The organism is Hymenobacter psychrophilus, assembly GCF_900107135.1.
GTDB classification, from domain to species: domain Bacteria; phylum Bacteroidota; class Bacteroidia; order Cytophagales; family Hymenobacteraceae; genus Hymenobacter; species Hymenobacter psychrophilus.
The window spans coordinates 80918-98511 of sequence record NZ_FNOV01000004.1; the positions used below are offsets into that span (position 1 = coordinate 80918).

A 17594-nucleotide genomic window follows, 5' to 3' on the forward strand; every position below is an offset into this window, starting at 1 on the left:
CAAAAGAGCCTCAACGCGGCGGCCCGCCGGCCAACTTCCGCGCCCATAAACCGTCTAACTTCGTTGCACCCCCTACCTTTGCCTGCCATGGACAACCGCGCCCTAACCCGAGCCTTCCGCCTGGCCGCCCAGCTGCTGGAGCTGCACGGCGAAAATCCGTTTAAAATAAGGGCCTACGAAGGCACCGCCAGCGCCCTGGAGGCCCTGAGCTTCCCGGTGGCCGACGTGGAGCGTACCGGCCTGCCCGACCGCACCGGCCTAAGCAAAACCGCCGCCGCCAAAGTGGCCGAAATGCTCGATACCGGCTCGTTCGAGGAGCTCGACCGGCTGCTGGCCACTACCCCGCCCGGCGTGGTAGAGCTGCTGAAAATAAAAGGCATCGGCCCCAAAAAAATCCGCAGCCTGTGGAAGGACCTGGGCATTGAGGACGGCACCCAGCTGCGGGCGGCCGCCGAAAACGACGAGGTCAGCAAGCTGAAGGGCTTCGGCCAGAAAACCCAGCAGTCCATCCTCGACGCCCTCGACTTTACCGACCAGAGCCGCGGCAAGCTGCTGTACCCGCAGGGCGAGGAGCTGGCCCACGAGCTGCTGGCCCACCTCGAAGCCGCGCCCGGCACCGCGCAGGCGGCCGTGAGCGGGGAAGTGCGCCGCCGCCTCGAAACCATCGAAACCGTGCTGCTGGTGGCCGCCACCACCGATGCCGCTACCGCCCGCCAGGTGCTCAATGGCCTCGACGGCCTTACGGCCGACCCGCGCCGCAGCGGCCCGTTTGCCTGGCGCGGTACGGCCACGGCCTCGGGCGTGCAGGTAGAAGTGCGGCTGGTTTCGCCCGCCGAGTTCGTCAACCAGCTCCTGCTCACTTCGGCCACCGACGCCCACCTGAACGGCGCCCTGACCGACGAACTGCTGCCCGGCCAGCCGGCCAGCCTGCGCCAGTGGCTGAAGCGCGAGCAGTTCGCCACCGAAACCGAGCTTTACCAGCGTGCCGGCCTGCAGTACATCGAGCCCGAGCTGCGCGAAGGCCTCTGGGAGCTGCCGCTGGCCCGCCAGCAGAAGCTGCCTCAGCTGCTGGAGCCCGGCGACCTGCGCGGCTCGCTGCACAACCACAGCACCTACTCCGACGGCACCCACAGCCTGCGCGAAATGGCCACTTTCCTGCGCGACGGCGGCTACGAGTACCTGGGCATCTGCGACCACTCGCAGGCTGCCCACTACGCCAACGGCCTGCCGGTGGAGCGGGTGCGCCAGCAGCACCAGGAAATCGACCAGCTAAACCAGGAATTGGCGCCGTTCCGCATTTTCAAGGGCATCGAGTCGGATATTCTCTCGGATGGTGGGCTGGATTATGCGCCGGCCGTGCTCGAGACCTTCGACTTTATTGTGGCCTCGGTGCACTCGAACCTGAAAATGGACGAGCGCAAAGCCACGACGCGGGTGCTGCGGGCCATCGAAAACCCCTACACCACCATGCTCGGCCACCCCACCGGCCGGCTGTTGCTGCGCCGCGAAGGCTACCCGCTCGACCACAAGGCCATTATCGACGCCTGCGCCAAGCACAACGTCATCATCGAAATCAACGCCAACCCCTGGCGCCTCGACCTCGACTGGCGCTGGGTGCATTACGCGTTGGAGCAGGGCGTGCAGCTCAGCATCAACCCCGACGCCCACCACACCAGCGGCTACGCCGATATGCGCTACGGCGTGCTGATGGGCCGCAAGGGCGGCCTCACCAAAGCCACAACCTTCAATACGAAGTCGGTGGAAGAAGCCGCCGAGTACTTTGCCCGGCGTAAAGCCGGAATCAAGCCGCCACTGGATTTCCAGGATTCGCTGTTTGGGTAAGAACGGTTGGATTGGTACGGATAACACCGCCTGTCATCCTGAGCTTGCGAAGGACCTTATTACATTAGTACAAGCCGTTTTTACGTGATAAGGTCCTTCGCAAGCTCAGGATGACAGGCGGTGTTACCTGAAGCTTCCAAGTAAAAATTCACATGAAGATTCTGATTCTGCGGTTTTCCTCCATCGGCGACATCGTGCTGACGACGCCCGTTATCCGGGCCGTGAAGCAGCAGGTGGCGGGGGCCGTGGTGCACTTTGCCACCAAACCCGCCTTCCGCGGAATCGTGGAAAACAACCCGCACGTGAGCCGGGTGCACTGCCTGACGGGCAGCCTGGGCGAGCTGGTGGCCGAACTGCGGGCCGAGCAGTTCGACTTCATCATCGACCTGCACCACAACCTGCGCACTGCCCTGATCAAGGCCCGGCTGGGCGTAAAAGCCAGCAGCTTCGACAAGCTGAATGCCCGCAAGTGGCTGCTGGTAAACTGGAAGCTTGATACCCTGCCGAAGGTGCACATCGTGGACCGCTACCTGGCCGCCGCCGCGCCACTGGGCGTGCGCAACGACAACCAGGGGCTCGATTATTTCATTCCGGAAGAAGACGAGGTAGAGGTGGAGGAGATGCTGCCGCCCGCTTTCCGCAACGGCTACGTGGCCTTCGCCATTGGGGCCCAACACGCCACCAAGCGCCTGCCCACCGAGCGGATTATCGAGCTGTGCGGGCTGTTGCGCCAGCCGGTGCTGCTGCTTGGCGGCCCCACCGACGAAAGCACCGGCCACGTAATCGAGCTGGCGTTTGATGCGGGTGCGGCCACCTCGCCACCCGCGCCGCCCCAACTACCCGAAAGCCCTTATTACTTCCCAAAAGCCCCAGGTGTTCAGGCCGCCCGCACAATTATCTACAATGCCTGCGGCAAATTCAACCTCAACCAATCGGCCTCGCTGGTGCGGCAGGCGCAGTTGGTGGTAAGCCACGACACCGGGCTGATGCACATAGCGGCGGCATTCCAAAAGCAAATCTTCAGCGTGTGGGGCAATACTGTGCCCGAGTTCGGCATGTATCCCTACCGCACCGAGTTCCGGCTGCTGCAGGTGGAAGGGCTTTCTTGCCGGCCCTGCTCAAAAATCGGTTTCGACAAGTGTCCGCAGGGCCATTTCAAATGCATGCGCGACATCGTCTTTAACCTCGACCTGCCCCCGGCCCGCGACGGCCGCTAGGGGTGGCCATTGCTGAGAGAAACGGGGAGCGGCAAAGAAATACCGCAACAGGGCAGTTGTTTGTCTTTAGAGAAGGTTGGGAGCAGCGAAGCCAGGTAGGTACATCGGTTGAGCTTGGATCTGAGCCCCTGAAAAATAGGCTGTTAAATTTATTGCCCCATGGTGGGCAATATGTCAGAAAAATGTTAATTTTCGGCGAAATTCAGCTGAGCCGAGTGCCCCTTTTAGCAGGTATGGGCGTCGGTAAGTCGGATGGCTTACTTTCCTCTTTTTTTATTTCCCCCTTTTCAATTTGATGAAAACTTCTACCCTTAACCTAGGGGCTGTGGCCCTGCTATGCCTTTTCCTGACGGCTTGCGGGCCTTCTATCTATCTGGCCAATGATTTCCGGGCGTATGCGCCCAAGCACAAAACGGTAGCCATTCTGCCGGCATCGGTAACCATGGAGTTGCGGCCCAACCAGGCCCGCAACACGCCGCCCGAGCAACGGCTGTCGATGGAAGAGAAGAGCGGCATTGATTTTCAGGAGCAGATTTTTGCCTGGCTACTGCGCCGCAGCCAGCAGCGCGGCTACACCGTGCAGTTTCAGAGCGTGATGGAAACCAACGCCCTGCTGCGCGAAAGCGGCATTCCGACGGCCGAGCTGCGCAGCCACACGCCGCAGGAGCTGGCCGATCTGCTGGGCGTAGATGCCGTGCTGACGACCAGCGTCCGGACTTCCAAGCCCATGAGCGACGGGGCTGCCGTGGCCGTGGGGCTGTTGGTGGGTGCCTGGGGTAGTACCAACCAGGCCAATATCAGCGTCAATATTCATGAGGCCGAGGCGGGTAAGCTGCTCTGGAAATATGATTATGTGGCCGCCGGCTCGGTGTTCAGCTCCTCGGCTACGGTAGTAGAGGCGCTGATGCGCAACGCTTCCAAGAAATTCCCTTACACCAGCCCCAAGTCCTGATTGGGCAGCTACCCGACCCGTAACCTGCTTTTTTTCGGGGGCCGCTTGTGCGTAATGCACGAGCGGCCCTTTGTTTTGCCGGCCCGCCCCGCCTAAAGCACAACGGTTGGCAAGCGGCTGCGTACTTCTGCTAGCGCCTTTCCCTAAACAGTCATGAAAACCTACGACACGCTTAGCGGGGCCATCCGCGACCTGCAGCAACACGGTTACGACCAGGATTTCAACCTCGCCGACGACCACCTGCACTGCCCCGGCCTGGATTTGAAGCTGCACCCCGCCAATTTCCAGGTGCGCGAGTTCTACCGCTTCGAGGGCGATACCGACCCCGCCGACGAAAGCATCCTCTACGCCATTGAGTCGGATGCGGGCGTGCGCGGGCTGCTGGTGAGTGCCTACGGCGCGTACTCGTCGCCGGCCAACGACGCGCTGATGCAGAAGCTTACCATGCCCATTGCCTGAACGATGATAGATACCTCTCCCAATACCTATACAGTGCTGGTAAAAGTCGGTCCCGAGGCCCTGACGGCCGATGTGCAGGCCGGCCGCCACACCTGGCTCGTCGATGAGCCCGTAAGCGTGGGCGGCCACGACCGGGGCCCCACGCCCTACGACCTGCTGCTCTCGGCCCTCGGAGCCTGCACTGCCATTACGTTGCGCCTCTACGCCAGCCGCAAGCAGTGGCCGCTCGAAGGCGTGGAAGTGCGCCTGCGCCACGGCCGCGTACACGCCCAGGACTGCGAACAGTGCGAAGAAGCCGGCCAGCTACTCGAACAGGTGGATAAGGAGTTGCGCTTGCTGGGGCCCCTCACGCCCGAGCAGCGGCAGCGTCTGGAAACCGTTTCCTCCAAGTGCCCCGTCCAGAAAACGCTGCAGGCCAGCCTGCGCATTATTACCACGCTGGTTGATGCCTAGCTGATAACAGGCCATAGGTTGTAGGAGTCGGGTAAGCTCAACAGCAGCCTGTCTGGGTCTGATGAGGGTATATTTGTTGTCCTGGTTTCTCCCTGAACTGCCGGCGCATGTGTGCTGGCGGAGTGGCCGGCCGTCGCCTATGTCGCTTTCCCCCGATTCCATCCTGGCCCGCCTGCGCCAGGAAACCCGACCTTACCACGATGCGCTGGAGGCGCAGCCCTTCAACCAGGCCCTGCGTACGGGCGCGCTCACGGCGGCCGGCACCCGCCACTTCCTGCAGAAGCTCTACGGGTTTGTGGTACCGTTTGAGGCGCAGCTTCAGGCCCACGAAGCGGAGTTTGGTGCCGAGTGGGAGCTGGCCCGCCGCTACCGCGCCCAACTGCTGCGCCAGGATTTGCCCAATGCCGACCAGCTGCCCCACGCCCCCAACCTGCCCCCGCTCGATACCCGCGCCCGGCTGCTGGGCGCCCTCTATGTGCTCGAAGGCTCGACGCTGGGCGGGCAGGTAATTGCCCGCCAGCTGGCCGCGGCCGACATTACGACCCGCACCTACTTTGCGGGCCGCGGCGCCCAGACCGGGCCCCTCTGGAAGTCGTTTACCGCGCTGCTGGAGGCCGAAGTAGCTGCTGAGCCTGCCCTGGCCGATGACGTGGTGGCCTCGGCCGCCCTCACTTTTCAACGCCTGCACGCATGGATAGAACTGGCCTGACACTCACCGACGAAAGCCTGGCCGGGCAGCCCGTTACGCTCACCAACTGCGACCGGGAGCCCATTCATATACCCGGGGCCATCCAGCCCTACGGCCTGCTGCTTTGCCTGGCGCCCGACACCCACCGCATTGTGCAGGCCAGCGCCAACACTGCCGCGCTGCTGGCCCTGCCGGCCGAAACCCTGCTGGGGCGGGGGCTCGACTGCCTGTTTGCCGGGCCCCGCCAGGCCGAGGTAGCGACCTGGCTGCCCACCCTGCGCGAGCAGCCCAAGCTGCTGGGCGTGCGCCTCGACGCGCTGCCCGGGCAGCCTTTCTTCAAGCTTATCGGCCATCAGTTTGATAACCTGCTGTGGCTGGAGCTGGAGTCCGTGGCCGAACCGGAGGCCGCCAGGCCGCTGAATTTGCCCTCGCTCAACGACGCGCTGGCCGAGCTGCTGGCCGCCGAGTCGGTGGCCGACTTCTGCCAGGCCGCCGTGCGCCAGGTACGCGACCTGACGGGCTTCGACCGGGTGATGACCTACCGTTTCGGGGCCGACGGCAGCGGCGAGGTAGTGGCCGAAGCGGCCCGCGCCGACCTCGAACCGTTTCTGGGGCTGCGCTACCCGGCCACCGACATTCCGCAGCAGGCCCGGGCCATGTACCTCAAAAACTGGCTCCGCTTTATTCCCGACGTCGATTACGTGCCCGTGCCGCTGGTTCCGGCGTTCAACCCCTTGAGCGCCCGCCCGCCCGATATGACGTACTCGGTGCTGCGGAGCGTGTCGCCCATCCACCTCGAATACCTCAGAAATATGGGCGTGGCGGCTACCATGGCCATTTCCGTAATTCGTGACGGGGAGCTGTGGGGGCTTATTGTGTGCCACCACGCTACGCCCCGGCTCGTGAGCTACGAGCTGCGTGACCTGTGCCTGTTTCTGGGTAAGACGTTTTCGGCCCTGCTGCGCGGCAAGGAACAGGCCGACGATTACGCCTCCCAGCTGCGGCTGCGCGAGCACCAGGTCCACTTGTTCGGGCTGCTGGCCGAAGCTGCCGACTTCCGCGAGGCCCTTTACGACCACCTGCCGGCCGTGCAGGCCGTGTTCGACTGCGGCGGGCTGCTGGTGCGCTTCGATGGCGAGCTGCGCACCGTTGGCAGCGTGCCCGAACCCGCCCAGGTAACCGCATTGCTGGACTGGCTGCACCACGAAGCCCCTGCCACCGCCGACGTATTTGCCACTAATTCCTACGTCCGTCACCGGCCGGCCGGGGTGGCGGCCCGCGCTACGGCCAGCGGCCTGCTGGCCATCTGCCTCGACCCCACGGCCGGCGACTATATTGTGTGGCTGCGCCCCGAGCTGCTACAAACCGTAACCTGGGCCGGCCGCCAGCAAAAGGCCGAGGAACTGCGCGACGGGCAGGTGTTTCTTTCGCCCCGGCAGTCGTTTGAGGCCTGGAGCCAAGCCGTGGAAAACACCGCCACCCCCTGGAAACCCATCGAGCTGGAGGCCGCCCGCGAAATCCGGCTGCGCATTGCCGATATCCGCCTGCGCCAGCTTGGCGAGGTGCAGGCCCGCGCGCGGGCCCTGAACGCCCTCAATGCCGAGCTTGCCCGCAGCAACAACGACCTCGACTCCTTCGCCTACGTGGCCTCGCACGATTTGAAGGAGCCGTTGCGCGGTATTCATAACTACTCCATTTTCCTGCTTGAAGATTACGCCGACCAGCTCGATGCCGAAGGCGTGAATAAGCTGCAGACGCTGGTGCGCCTGAGCCAGCGCATGGAGGCCCTGATTGAGTCGCTGCTGCGCATTTCGCGGGTGGGCCGCCTGGAGCCCGAATTGCAGGCCGTGGACGTGAATCAGGTGGTGGCCGAAGTGCTCGACCTGCTGCACCCGCGCCTGACCGAAACCGGCACTACCGTAAGCGTACCAGTGGCCCTGCCCATGGTACAAGCCGACCCGGTGCGCCTGGGGGAGGTATTCAATAATCTGATAACGAACGCCATGCGCTACAACGACCAGCCGCACAAGGCCGTGAGCATTCTGGCAATGCCGGCGGGCAGCGTGGTCGGCCCGCAGGGTCCCATCGACCCGGCCCGCTACCAGGTGCTGGCCGTGCGCGACAATGGTATTGGTATCGAGGCCCGCCACTTTGAGAATATCTTCAAGCTGTTTAAGCGTCTGCATGGGCAGGATAAGTACGAGGGCGGCACCGGCGCCGGGCTGGCCATCGTCCGGAAAATGATTGAGAGCCTGGGTGGTCAGGTATGGCCCGAGTCAACCCCGGGCCAGGGTACCACGTTCTACTTTACTATCCCCACCTTCACGCCCCCTGCCCCATGATTGCTGCTCCTCTAAAACCCGTGCTGGTTGTGGAAGATAGCCTGGAAGACTTTACGGCCCTGGGCCGCGCCTTCCGCAAGCACGCGCTGCAAAATCCGGTGCTGCGGTGCGAAGACGGCGACCAGGCCCTCGACTACCTGCTCGGCTACGGCCACCGCGCCCCCTGGCCTTCGGTGTTGCCCGCCCTGATTCTGCTCGATCTGAATATGCCCGGTACCGACGGCCGCGCCGTGCTCGATCAGGCCAAGCACGACCCCCAGCTAAGCTCCATCCCGATTGTAGTGTTCAGCTCCTCGGCCAATGCCCGCGATATTGAAGACTGTTATCGGCTGGGGGCCAACAGCTACGTAACCAAACCCATCGGCTACGGTGCGCTGGAAGAGAAAGTGCAGCAAATTGTGCGCTATTGGCTGAGCACGGTGGAACTGCCCGTAAACTGATTTGGCCCCCTGACGCTAGCCCCGCGCCCGTGAAAAAGATCTTATTGGCCGACGACAACGAACCCGACCGGGTACTTTACCGCCGCTTTCTGGGTCGGCAGATGGGCTTTCAGCGCCTGGAATTTCACGAAGCTACTTCGGGCCAGCAGGCCGTGGAGCAGTTTACCCGGTTGCGGCCCGACTGTGTGCTGCTCGATTACCACCTGCAGGATATGGATGGGCTGGAGGTGCTCGAACAGTTCCGCCGACTGGTGCCAGCCGAGGGCCTGTGCGTGGTAATGATAACGGGCAGCGGCAACGAAAAACTAGCCGTGCGGGCGCTGCAAAGCGGCGCGCTCGACTACCTGATGAAGGGGCAGTTCGACCAAGAACTGCTGACCAAAACGGTAACTCATGCCATCGAAAAAAATGAGTGGCGCCAGTACCAGGCCCGCTACCATACCGAGGTGGAAACCGTTAACCAGGCCCTGCGGACCTCCCTGGCCGAGCTGACCGAAACCCGCCAGCTGCTGCAGGCCCGCAACCAGCAGTTGGCCCGCACCAACGCCGACCTCGACAACTTTGTATACGCCGCCTCCCACGATTTGCGCCAGCCGGTACACAATCTGGCGGGCCTATTTGAGGAGTTGCGCCGCTCGGCAACTTTCGCCGACCCCGACGAGGCGCAGCTGCTGGGCTTGATTGACAGTTCGCTGCAGGCCCTGACCACCACCATCGACGACCTGGCCATTGTGGTGCAGGAACAGCGCCGCGCCGAACCCACGGCCACCGAACAGGTGCTGTTCCAGGAAATCGTGGATGATGTGTGCCAGGCCCTGCGGCCCCAGATCCTGGAAAGCCGGGCCCGCATCAGTACCGAGTTTGGGGCCCTGCCCACGCTGCTCTACAGCCGGGTGAACCTGCGTACCGTGCTGCTCAATCTGGTGTCCAACGCCCTCAAATACCGTCACCCCAGCCGCGCCCCACACATCATCGTCCGCACCAGCCAGCCCCAGGGCCGGGCCCTGCTCGAAGTGCAGGACAACGGCCGGGGCTTCGATCTGGCGCGCCACGGCTCCGAACTGTTCCAGCTCTTCCGCCGCTTCCACCCCGATGTGCAGAACGGTACCGGCGTAGGCCTGTTCCTCGTCAACCGGCTGGTACAAACCGCCGGCGGCCACATCGAAGTCGAAAGCCAACCTGACGAAGGCAGCACGTTCAAGGTATTTCTGGCGGAGGAGTAGGCCAACCGAAAAAAGGAAACGTCATTCAGCGCATGCTGCGCTTAGAGCAGCATGCGCTGAATGGCGTTCTTCTAATTACTCCGTCACCGAATCACCCTACTACTCAATCGACTCAAACCCGCAGTACGAGTGCAGCACCTGGGGCAGGCGGATGCCTTCGGACGTCTGGTTGTTTTCGAGCAGGGCAGCCACGATGCGGGGCAGGGCCAGGGCCGAGCCGTTGAGCGTGTGCAGTAGCTGGGTTTTGCCACCAGCCTCGGGGCGGTAACGGAGCTTGAGGCGGTTGGCCTGGTAGGTTTCGAAGTTGGAAGCCGAACTGACTTCCAGCCAGCGCTGCTGGGCCGCGCTCCACACCTCCAGATCGAAGGTGAGGGCCGAGGTGAAGCCCATGTCGCCGCCGCAGAGGCGCAGTACGCGGTAGGGTAGCTCCAGTTTCTGCAGCAGGCTTTCGATGTGCGCCACCATCACCTCTAGGGCCGCGTAGCTGTTTTCGGGCTGCGTGATGTGCACGATTTCCACCTTATCAAACTGGTGCAGGCGGTTGAGGCCCCGCACGTGCGCGCCCCACGAGCCGGCCTCGCGGCGGAAGCAGGGCGTGTAGCCGGTGTTGCGGATAGGCAGCCGCTCGGTGGCAATAATGTCGTCGCGGTAGAGGTTGGTAATGGGCACCTCAGCCGTCGGAATCAGGTACAGGTCGTCGGCGGTGGCGTGGTACATCTGGCCCTCCTTATCGGGCAGGTTGCCGGTGCCGTAGCCGCTGGCCTCGTTCACTAGAATTGGAACCTGCACTTCGGTGTAGCCAGCGGCACGAGCTTCGTCCAAGAAAAAGTTGATGAGCGCCCGCTGTAGCCGCGCACCTTTATCCTTGTACACCGGGAAGCCGGCGCCGGTAATTTTGTTGCCCAGCGCGAAGTCGATAATGTCGTACTGCTCAATCAGGTCCCAGTGGGGCTTGGCGTCGGCGGCCAGCTCGGGCTTGGTGCCCCACTCGCGCACTACCTCGTTGTCGTCGGCTCCGCGGCCTTCTGGCACGCTCTCGTGGGGCAGGTTTGGTAGCTTGTAGAGCAGCTGCTGGAGCTGCTTTTCGGTGTTGGCCAGCTCGTCGGAGTGCGTTTTGGTTTGCTGCTTCAGCTCGCCAGTGCGGACTTTGAGGGCTTCAGCCTCGGCTTTCTGGCCTGTTTTCATCAGGCCGCCAATCTGGCGGGCCAGCTCGTTGGCTTCAGCCTGGGCTTGGTCGTGGCCGGTCTGTAGCTCGCGGCGGCGCTGGTCGAGGTCGAGCACAGCCTGCACGTCGGCCTCGGCAGTGGGGTAGTGGCGCTTGGCCAGGGCGGCCAGTACGGCGGCGGTATTTTCTTTCAGGACGGCAACTTGCAGCATATCGGCGGGGCAGAAAAGGCAGATTCGGAAGCCCAAAAATAGCCGTTTGATTTCGGCCGCCAAGCACCGGCTGTTTCCGGGTCGCCAAACTGGCCCCCGCCCGCCCCGGGAACCCGGCAAGCCGCTGCCTTCGTTACCCTGACAACCGGCTCGCGGTAGCGGCTCACGGCATCCTTTTAGAGCCGTCGGCCGTATGCGTCGGTAGCGGGTTGCCACACGGCTGGTCGCTGGCTTTTTCGGGGCTGCTTCTCCCTGCGTCGTGGCCGTGGGGCCACCTGTACAAGGCTGAGTGGCCGGATTGAAACCCGATTTGGCAGTTCCCGCATATTCCGTTAACATTGCACATACAAGTCGGCTTTAGCTGGCGGGCCCGTTAGCTGTTTTATTCTTTACGCCCCGCCCGTCTTCGCCCCGCGCCAGCCGGTTTCACTTACCCCATTTCCTGCTTTTCCCTGCATCAGGCCCCGCACCGCGGTTGCTGCTGATGTCCGGAATGCCCCTTACCCCATCTGTGTGGGGTGCGCGCGGCCCCGAACCCCCTTTTTTGCCCCCCCCATCAGTATATGTACACCATCGACGAGCTAAAGGACCGTTTGTTGTCCGAGTTGAAGGAAATTGCCGAAACCATTCAGGTGGGCAATTTCAAAAAGCTAAGCAAGCAGGACCTTATTTACAAGATTTTAGATCACCAGGCCAAGGGCCCCGCGCCCAAACCCGCGCCGCGGGCCGCCGCCGAAGCAGCCCCCGAAACGGCGGAGGTAGCACCCCAGAAGCCGGCGGCCCGCGCCCCCAAAGAAGCCGCTGCTAAAAAGCCCGCCGCCCGCCCGGCCGCCAGCCGCACGAAAGCCGCTGCCGCCGCCGCCGCCGCCGAGCAGGCTCCTATCGAAACCGCACCCGCCGAGAAGCTGGCCCCCGAGCCCGAGGCGGCTCCTGAAGCCAACGCTCCGGTCGTGCCGGTTTCCTCGCCTACTTTCGACGACGTAACGCTACCCGCCGCGTCTGCCGAATCGGCCATCACCACTACCGACGGCCCCGCTGGTGCCGACCGCCCGGTTAAGCTCTACCAGCGTCCCGAGCGCCGTACGCGCACCGACCGCGCCGGTCGTCCTATTGCCGCTTCCGATATTTCCCTGGTCGATGCGGCACTGACCGACGTGGCGCTTTCCGACGACATGGCCGAAAGCGCTGCTCCCACCGAGGCAGCCCGCGAGATGACCGACGCTGCCCGCAACGGCCGCTCCGACCAGCCCCGCAACTTCCGCGACGACCGCCTCGAAAACGCTGGCCGGGATGGCCGCGAAAATCGTGATGGTCGGGAGAATCGCAACGACCGCGAAAACCGCAACGACCAGCCCCGCAACGATCAGCCACGCGAAGGCCGCCAGCGCGACGGCAACCGCCCCGATAGCCGCGAGCAGCGGGAGCAGCGCCGCGGAGAGCGGTTTGCTGCCCGCGAGCTGGCCCGCCAGCAGCGTCTGGCCGAGCGCCAGAATGGCGGCGCCGAGGCCGGCCGCTCAGATTCGGGCCGGCAGGAGCAACGCCAGGACCGCCAGGACCAGCCGCGTAACGACCGGCAGGACCAGCAGCAGCGCGGCAACGAGCAGCGTGGCAATAAGCTGCCGGAAATGGACCTCGTAATTCCCGGCGACGGTACGCTGGAAATGATGCCCGACGGCGGCTACGGCTTCCTGCGGAGCCCGTTCTACAACTACCTGACTTCGCCCGACGACATTTACGTGTCGCCGCAGCAGGTCAAGCAGTTCGCCCTCAAGGCCGGCGACTCGGTGAAGGCCACTATCCGCCCGCCCCGCGAAGGCGAGAAGTATTTTGCCCTGGTAGGCGTGGAAAGCGTAAACGGCCGCTCGGTAGAAGAGGCCCGCGACCGAATTCCGTTCACCAACCTCACGCCTCTCTTCGCCGAGGAACGCCTCAAGCTCACCACCAAGCCGACCCAGTACAGCACCCGGATTCTCGACCTGTTCGCCCCCATCGGCAAGGGCCAGCGGGGCCTGATTGTAGCCCAGCCCAAAACCGGCAAAACGGTGCTGCTCCAGGAAATTGCCAACGCCATTTCGGAAAATCACCCCGAGGTGTACCTGATGATTCTGCTCATTGATGAGCGCCCGGAAGAAGTAACCGATATGGCCCGCACCGTAAAGGCCGAAGTGCTCAGTTCGACCTTCGACGAAACGGCCGACCGCCACGTAAAAATTGCCACCATCGCGCTGGAGAAGGCCAAGCGCCTCGTCGAGTGCGGCCACGATGTGGTGATTCTGCTCGACTCGATTACCCGCCTGGCCCGCGCCTACAACGCCGTGCAGCCCGCTTCGGGCAAAATCCTTTCGGGGGGTGTCGATGCCAACGCCCTGCACAAGCCCAAGCGCTTCTTCGGCGCGGCCCGCAACGTGGAGGACGGCGGCTCGCTCACTATTATTGCCACGGCCCTCATCGAAACCGGCTCCAAAATGGACGAGGTAATCTTCGAGGAATTTAAAGGCACCGGCAACATGGAACTGCAGCTGGACCGCAAGCTGGCCAACAAGCGCATCTTCCCCGCCATCGACGTACCCGCTTCCGGCACCCGCCGCGAAGACCTGCTCATGAGCAAGGACGAGCTCAACCGCATCTGGGTGCTGCGCAAGTTCATGTCCGACATGACGGCCTCCGAGGCCATGGAGTTCCTGAAAGACCGCATGAAAGGCACCAAGGACAACGAAGAGTTCCTGCTGGCCATGAACGGCTAGTCAACCATGGGTAAAACCACAAAAATGGCCCGTTTCGCGCTGCGCGAAACGGGCCATTTTTGTGATGGACCAGAACAAAAAGCGCCGAATCTACGGTTGCCGCTTATCCAGCACCTGTTCCAGCACGAAGTCAATCTTCGTTCCATCGTAGAAGCGGTAGTGCATTTCGGTGAAGCCGTACTGCGGATGGAAGTAGAAATCGAGGTAGCTCTTGCCCAGCTTACTATGCTCCCCTACTGCCTTAATCAGCCAGCAGCCGGGCAAGGATAATGCGCCGTACTGGCGGGTTTCCTGCTTTTCGACCTGGTAGCGGTTGGTGGCTTTCCCATTGAAGGCACCCTGAAATAAGAAGACCATTTTGCCTCCCCAACCCAGGCCGGCTACCAATGAATCCTGTTTCACTTCCGGGAATGGCGCCACTTCGGTATAGTTATACTGATTGTCGCGAATAGGATGGATCCACACTTCCTGCTTATCCTCCTTTGCCCCGGTAGTATAACTTTTGATCCAATTGTAACGCTTCGGCTTATCCGGGCCCTTCGACTCCGGGTTCAGGCGAACGGAGAAGGTTGCTGAATCTTGCGGTGAATTGTTGAAGATGACCCGAAAAGCAGTCTGAACTTTCTTCTGGGCTATCCACGGCTCCCCAGAGGGCTGCAATGTTACCCGCTCGCGGCTCAGCGTATCGCCGGTGGGGCTGATAAATACGGCGCGGTAGTGATAGGTGCGGTTGGCATTGAAGATGATGAGGCTGTCGGTGGGGCCGGAGCCGGGGGGCGGCAGCGGGGTGGTGAGACTGAGTAAAGCGGCCAGTAAAAACATCTGAGTAGAATAAAAAGCCGCCTGCTATGGTGCAAACAGCCCGTTGCGCAAAGTACGCAACGGGCCGATAAGGTGAGCAAATGAGCGGGCGCAGCTATTGCCGCACAAAACGCTGGACGTGGCGCTGACCGTCGGTAAGGAGTTCGAGCAGGTACAGGCCGGCCGGAATCTGTTGTACGTCCAGGGCAGTACCGCCGGCCCCGTGGCCGGCCAGCACGGTGCGGCCGGTGGCCGTGTAGATGCGGTAGCGAATGGCCTGTTCTGCTCCGGCGGGTAGGGTAATAGTCGTTGTGCCGGGGTTGGGGTAAATGCGGGCCTCCAACTGTTGCCGGCCGGTAGCTACTGCTACCGCGGAAAACACTTCGCTACCGTCGTGGTCGGTTTGGCGCAGGCGGTAGTAGCCCGAGCCGGGCAGGGGCGCAGTATCGGTGAAGCTGTAGGTAGCTCCCGAACTGGTGTTACCCGCGCCGGGTACTCTACCAATCGGGGCGAAAACCCGGCCGTCGGCGCTGCGCTGCACCTCAAAGTAGTCGTTGTTGAGTTCGGTGGCCGTTGCCCAGTCGAGCTTCACGCCAGAAGGGAGGGCCTGGGCCGTAAAGCGAACGAGCGTGACGGGTAGGGGCTGGCCGCAGGTTGGGTCGTTGCTCGCCGGGGCCGTTTGCATGGGGCCGGTAGAGGGGCAGCTGCCGAGGCCTAGTTTGCCCTCTATGCACACGAGCAAGTTGCCACTGAACACGTTGTGGGTGCCTCCGTTTACTCCCGTAAAAACCCCGACGACATGTGTGCCCGCAGGCCGCAAGCCTGAACCGGTACCTTCAATAGAACCATTGCCGTTGGAAACATCAATGTTGCCCGCCACGGTGAGCAGGGCATTTTCGGCGAGTTCAATGCCCCCCTGGTTGCCGATCATCAGGCAGGTAACCTGGACAGCCGAATTGGCTTCTAGGCTCACCAGCGCATCGAAGTTGCCCCGCTGGGTGTAAGCAACTTCGAGAACCGATATGCGCAACCGCGGTACGCTACGGTTAGCCACCGCCTGCACCCGCAGAATGCCGTGGCTGATAGTGAGGGTGCGGGAAGTGGCGTCTTCCAGCAACGACCCGGTAGGGCTGATGATGATGCTACCGGACGTTTTGTTGTTAGTAGTGCCCGACACCGTGAAATTCTGGTTGAGCGTAACCTGGTGGTTGATAATGATAGTGCTGAGCGAGGCCGGCAAGCTCGGACACCCTGAACCACCCGACGTAGCATAAATAGTAGGGTCATTGAAGTTGCCGTCCCGAATGGTGGTGTAAGTACACTGGCCCAGCGCGGTTTCGGAGCCTGCCAGCAGCAAGGCTACCAGCAGGAGAATAGGGGAGAAGAGAGTTTTCATGGTGGATCATCCGCATAGCGAGGTTAAATGGTGAAAAAAGATGTACTTCTCTGAATCTTACTTTATGTATAATATACGAATAAATTATGTGTATATTAATAATATATATAAATTATAGTAAAATAGTTATATAAAAAGACTGTGCGTCTCCCTGACTTTCCTGCATATTTTCCTCCGATTTGGCTAAGCTGATTTCGCATCGGTACTTTGCCGCCCATGCAGCCTACTCCAACTCCCGACCTGCCCGAACTCCTCTACCTCTACGACGCACACTGCGGCTGGTGCTACGGCATGAGCTCCGTAATGCAGCGCGTGGAAGCCAGTTTTACGGGCCGCCTGACTATTTCTGTACTGAGCGGCGGTATGCTGGCCGGCGAACAGGCCGAGCCCATCGCAGACTCCTGGGGCTACATAGCAGGCGCTATGTCCCAGGTAGAGCAGGCCACCGGCGTGCGGTTCGGCGAGGCCTACAAGCAGCTTGGCGCGGCCGGTACTTACTTTCAGGATTCCGAAGCCCCGGCGCGGGCCCTGTACGTAGTGCGGCAGCTCGATGCGCAGGGGCGGGTGCTGAATTTTGCCCACGAGGTTCAGTTGGCCCTGTTTGCGCGCGGCGAGGACCTGAACGACGTGCGTACCTACAAGCCGCTCGTGCAGGCGCTGAACCTTGAGTTCGACGAATTTGCGCGCCGGTTTGCGTTGCCCGAAACCGGAGCCGCAGTGCGCCGCGAGTTCGAGGCGGTAGCCCGCATCGGCGTGCAGGGCTTTCCCACCATTATTCTCCGGGCCGGCTCGCAGGGTTACGTGCTGAGCCGCGGCTTCCAGCCGTACGAAGCCTTCGCCCGCAACCTCGAAGACGCCCTCGCGCAAGTAGCCGAAGAGCAGGCGGGCAGCTGATTAAAAGTAGGCTTAAATGGACAGGTAGGCCGGCTGGTTAACTGTTTGTGCCGCCTAGCCGAGCAGTTAAGGCAGGTGTACGACCTGCTTGCTGAGCGGCGACCAAGCCAGGTGGCGGCGGTCTTCTTTGCCTACCAGGTAGTTGAAACGCACGGCATCGGGGCGCTGGCGCAGGTCATTCCAGGTGGCGCGGTCGGGGCTGGCGGGGGCGGGGCTGGGGTAGGCAGCCGTTGGGGCCAGGGCCGGCCGCTGAAAGTTGGTAGCGGCGAAGAACTCCTGCACCCGGCGGCGCACGTAGGCCTCGCGCTCGGCCTGGGTGGCGGTAGGCGTTTTCATCTCGTACACCAGCGCCGCCTCCAGCTCGGGCGAGGTCATAATTTCCCGGAAGATGACCTCGCCCGTAGCCGTGGTGATGGTGAAAGTAGCCTCGCCGCTGAGCACCGACGGGCCGCGGAGCACCAGTGTAAATACGTCGGGAGCGGCCGGGTTCGAGAATACATGGCGGTTGCGGCGCACCAGCAGCGTATCGGACTGGGCATTGACCGTGGCAGCGCGGGCCGTATCGAGTGGTTCCGGCGCGGCGGCTCCGGTCGTATCGGGGGCAACCGCAGTGGTAGCCGAACCGGCCGGTTGGTCGGCGGGGCCGGAGCAGGCGGCGGCCAGCGGAAGCAGGGCAGGTAATAGCAGGCGTAAGCGCATAGCAGAGAAGGGGAGGTGTATAGGGCTTTCTACGCAAGGATAAACCCGGCAGTTAGGCCGCCCGATG

General features: G+C 62.5%; 15 protein-coding genes. 11 read left to right on the forward strand and 4 right to left on the reverse strand.

The features are described 5' to 3' along the window. Window positions 1-87: 87 nt before the first annotated feature. The 9 genes from BLW21_RS07130 to BLW21_RS07170 all read left to right on the forward strand — a co-directional run bounded on the left by BLW21_RS07130 (window position 88) and on the right by BLW21_RS07170 (window position 9616). Complete coding sequence (locus BLW21_RS07130) at window positions 88-1842, forward strand: helix-hairpin-helix domain-containing protein (protein WP_092738766.1); 1755 nt, start codon at window positions 88-90, stop codon at window positions 1840-1842. A 152-nt stretch (window positions 1843-1994) separates the two neighbouring features. Further along, entirely contained in the window at window positions 1995-3059 is a 1065-nt protein-coding gene (locus BLW21_RS07135) for a glycosyltransferase family 9 protein (RefSeq protein ID WP_092738767.1), read from the forward strand. 295 nt (window positions 3060-3354) lie between these two features. Further along, window positions 3355-4011: a hypothetical protein gene (locus BLW21_RS07140; protein WP_092738768.1), complete on the forward strand. Its 657-nt coding sequence runs from the start codon at window positions 3355-3357 to the stop codon at window positions 4009-4011. A gap of 153 nt (window positions 4012-4164) precedes the next feature. Continuing rightward, window positions 4165-4470, forward strand: coding sequence for a phosphoribosylpyrophosphate synthetase (locus BLW21_RS07145; RefSeq protein WP_092738769.1), 306 nt, complete (start codon window positions 4165-4167; stop codon window positions 4468-4470). A 3-nt stretch (window positions 4471-4473) separates the two neighbouring features. Continuing rightward, window positions 4474-4923 (forward strand): OsmC family protein, encoded by a 450-nt coding sequence (locus tag BLW21_RS07150; RefSeq protein WP_092738770.1) that lies wholly within the window; start codon window positions 4474-4476, stop codon window positions 4921-4923. A gap of 139 nt (window positions 4924-5062) precedes the next feature. Continuing rightward, window positions 5063-5632, forward strand: a complete 570-nt coding sequence (locus tag BLW21_RS07155; protein ID WP_092738771.1) for a biliverdin-producing heme oxygenase — start codon at window positions 5063-5065, stop codon at window positions 5630-5632. Next, a complete protein-coding gene (locus BLW21_RS07160; protein WP_092738772.1) occupies window positions 5614-7953 on the forward strand; it encodes an ATP-binding protein in 2340 nt (779 codons plus the stop codon). Before BLW21_RS07155 ends, BLW21_RS07160 begins: the two co-directional genes overlap by 19 nt. Then, window positions 7950-8393: a response regulator gene (locus BLW21_RS07165; RefSeq protein WP_092738773.1), complete on the forward strand. Its 444-nt coding sequence runs from the start codon at window positions 7950-7952 to the stop codon at window positions 8391-8393. Before BLW21_RS07160 ends, BLW21_RS07165 begins: the two co-directional genes overlap by 4 nt. Before the next feature lie 29 nt (window positions 8394-8422). After that, window positions 8423-9616, forward strand: a complete 1194-nt coding sequence (locus BLW21_RS07170) for a sensor histidine kinase (RefSeq protein WP_139255117.1) — start codon at window positions 8423-8425, stop codon at window positions 9614-9616. Window positions 9617-9715: 99 nt separating this feature from the next. Here BLW21_RS07170 and serS read toward each other — a convergent pair whose 3' ends face one another. Further along, window positions 9716-10993, reverse strand: a complete 1278-nt coding sequence (gene serS, locus BLW21_RS07175) for a serine--tRNA ligase (RefSeq protein WP_092738775.1) — start codon at window positions 10991-10993, stop codon at window positions 9716-9718. A gap of 563 nt (window positions 10994-11556) precedes the next feature. On the opposite strand from serS, the gene rho reads away from it, so the two are divergent. Beyond that, window positions 11557-13737 carry a transcription termination factor Rho gene (gene rho, locus BLW21_RS07180; RefSeq protein ID WP_092738776.1) on the forward strand — a complete coding sequence of 727 codons (2181 nt, stop codon included), beginning with the start codon at window positions 11557-11559 and terminating at the stop codon, window positions 13735-13737. Window positions 13738-13827: 90 nt separating this feature from the next. Here rho and BLW21_RS07185 read toward each other — a convergent pair whose 3' ends face one another. Together BLW21_RS07185 and BLW21_RS07190 are read right to left on the reverse strand one after the other, a co-directional pair. Continuing rightward, a complete protein-coding gene (locus tag BLW21_RS07185; RefSeq protein WP_092738777.1) occupies window positions 13828-14559 on the reverse strand; it encodes a hypothetical protein in 732 nt (243 codons plus the stop codon). A gap of 94 nt (window positions 14560-14653) precedes the next feature. After that, window positions 14654-15934, reverse strand: a complete 1281-nt coding sequence (locus tag BLW21_RS07190; RefSeq protein WP_092738778.1) for a T9SS type A sorting domain-containing protein — start codon at window positions 15932-15934, stop codon at window positions 14654-14656. 216 nt (window positions 15935-16150) lie between these two features. Between BLW21_RS07190 and BLW21_RS07195 the strand changes: the two genes are divergently transcribed. Then, window positions 16151-16828 (forward strand): DsbA family protein, encoded by a 678-nt coding sequence (locus BLW21_RS07195; RefSeq protein WP_092738779.1) that lies wholly within the window; start codon window positions 16151-16153, stop codon window positions 16826-16828. Window positions 16829-16894: 66 nt separating this feature from the next. Here the strand turns inward: BLW21_RS07195 and BLW21_RS07200 are convergent, their stop codons facing one another. After that, window positions 16895-17527: a hypothetical protein gene (locus BLW21_RS07200; protein WP_092738780.1), complete on the reverse strand. Its 633-nt coding sequence runs from the start codon at window positions 17525-17527 to the stop codon at window positions 16895-16897. Window positions 17528-17594 lie beyond the last annotated feature (67 nt).